At 67.2% G+C, this 967-nt stretch carries 1 pseudogene; it reads right to left on the bottom strand.

From position 1 onward, the window contains the following. A pseudogene (locus KME75_RS41945) lies at nt 1-536 on the bottom strand (transposase family protein); the annotation flags it as partial. Nucleotides 537-967 lie beyond the last annotated feature (431 nt).

Raw genomic sequence — 967 nt, 5'->3', positions numbered from 1 at the left:
ACGATCACCTTCACCCCCGCCTGCTGGAGGGCGTCGAGGATGCCGTGTTCGCGGGCGGCTCCCATGTCGTGGCGGGCTCCCGGTAGCGCGGGTGAAGCCCAGATCAACCGGCCGGCGGGATCGGCGATGACCTGCACGTTCACCCCGTGGCACTTGTGCTTGCCGCTGTAGTAGGGCCTGTCGCGGCCAAAACCCATGCCGACCCGGTCGATCCGCAGCAAGGTGCCGTCGAGGATCACGAACGCCTTCCGCATCGCGACAGCGACTGCCTCAGCAAGCGACGGGGCCAACGCGGCGAGGACCTCGAGGGCTTCGTGGATTTAGCGGAACACCGTCGTGGTGCCGATGCCGAACCCGACCGCGAGGTCGGTGTAGGTCTCGCCCTTGCGTAGATGAGCCACCACGAGCAGCGCCTGTTCACCCACGGACAGCCGCCGCCAACGGGTCCCCACCGAGGCACGGCGGTGGCGCAGCGCGTCGGACAGCGTGATGAGGGCGTGGTTGGACACGGACAACCCCGCAGGGTAGGAAGGCACCCGAAGCTCCTGGTTCGGCGAGTTGATCTAGTCAATCGCCCGTCTACCAGGAGCTTCACTCATCTCGGTGACGCCACGCCGGGACTGGCTGAGCCCGCCTCTCACCAGGTTGGAAAGAGCTCAGTGGCCGCGCCACGTCCCAACCACCCCTGCCAGCAAGATCACGAACTCCGGCTGGAGTACTAACCGGGGCTTCGCCCCAGCCCGACGAGGCGTGCCTTGTTCCCGTCGGGTTTCGGGGCTCCGGTCGGGCGGGGTGAGACCGTGACCGGCGGGCCGGTCCGGTGTATGAACCGCTCGGAGTGGTTGGTGGGCCTGCTGGCCGCCCGTCCAACCGGAGCCGAGCATGACGCTACCGCGGACCGTCGCCGATGTCCTGTCCGATCACGTGGTGTTCGAGGTGGAGTGCATTGACCGGATGTATCTCAACG

This window comes from Pseudonocardia nigra, assembly GCF_019396355.1.
GTDB lineage: Bacteria > Actinomycetota > Actinomycetes > Mycobacteriales > Pseudonocardiaceae > Pseudonocardia > Pseudonocardia nigra.
This window is presented reverse-complemented; position numbering and strand designations above follow the sequence as displayed.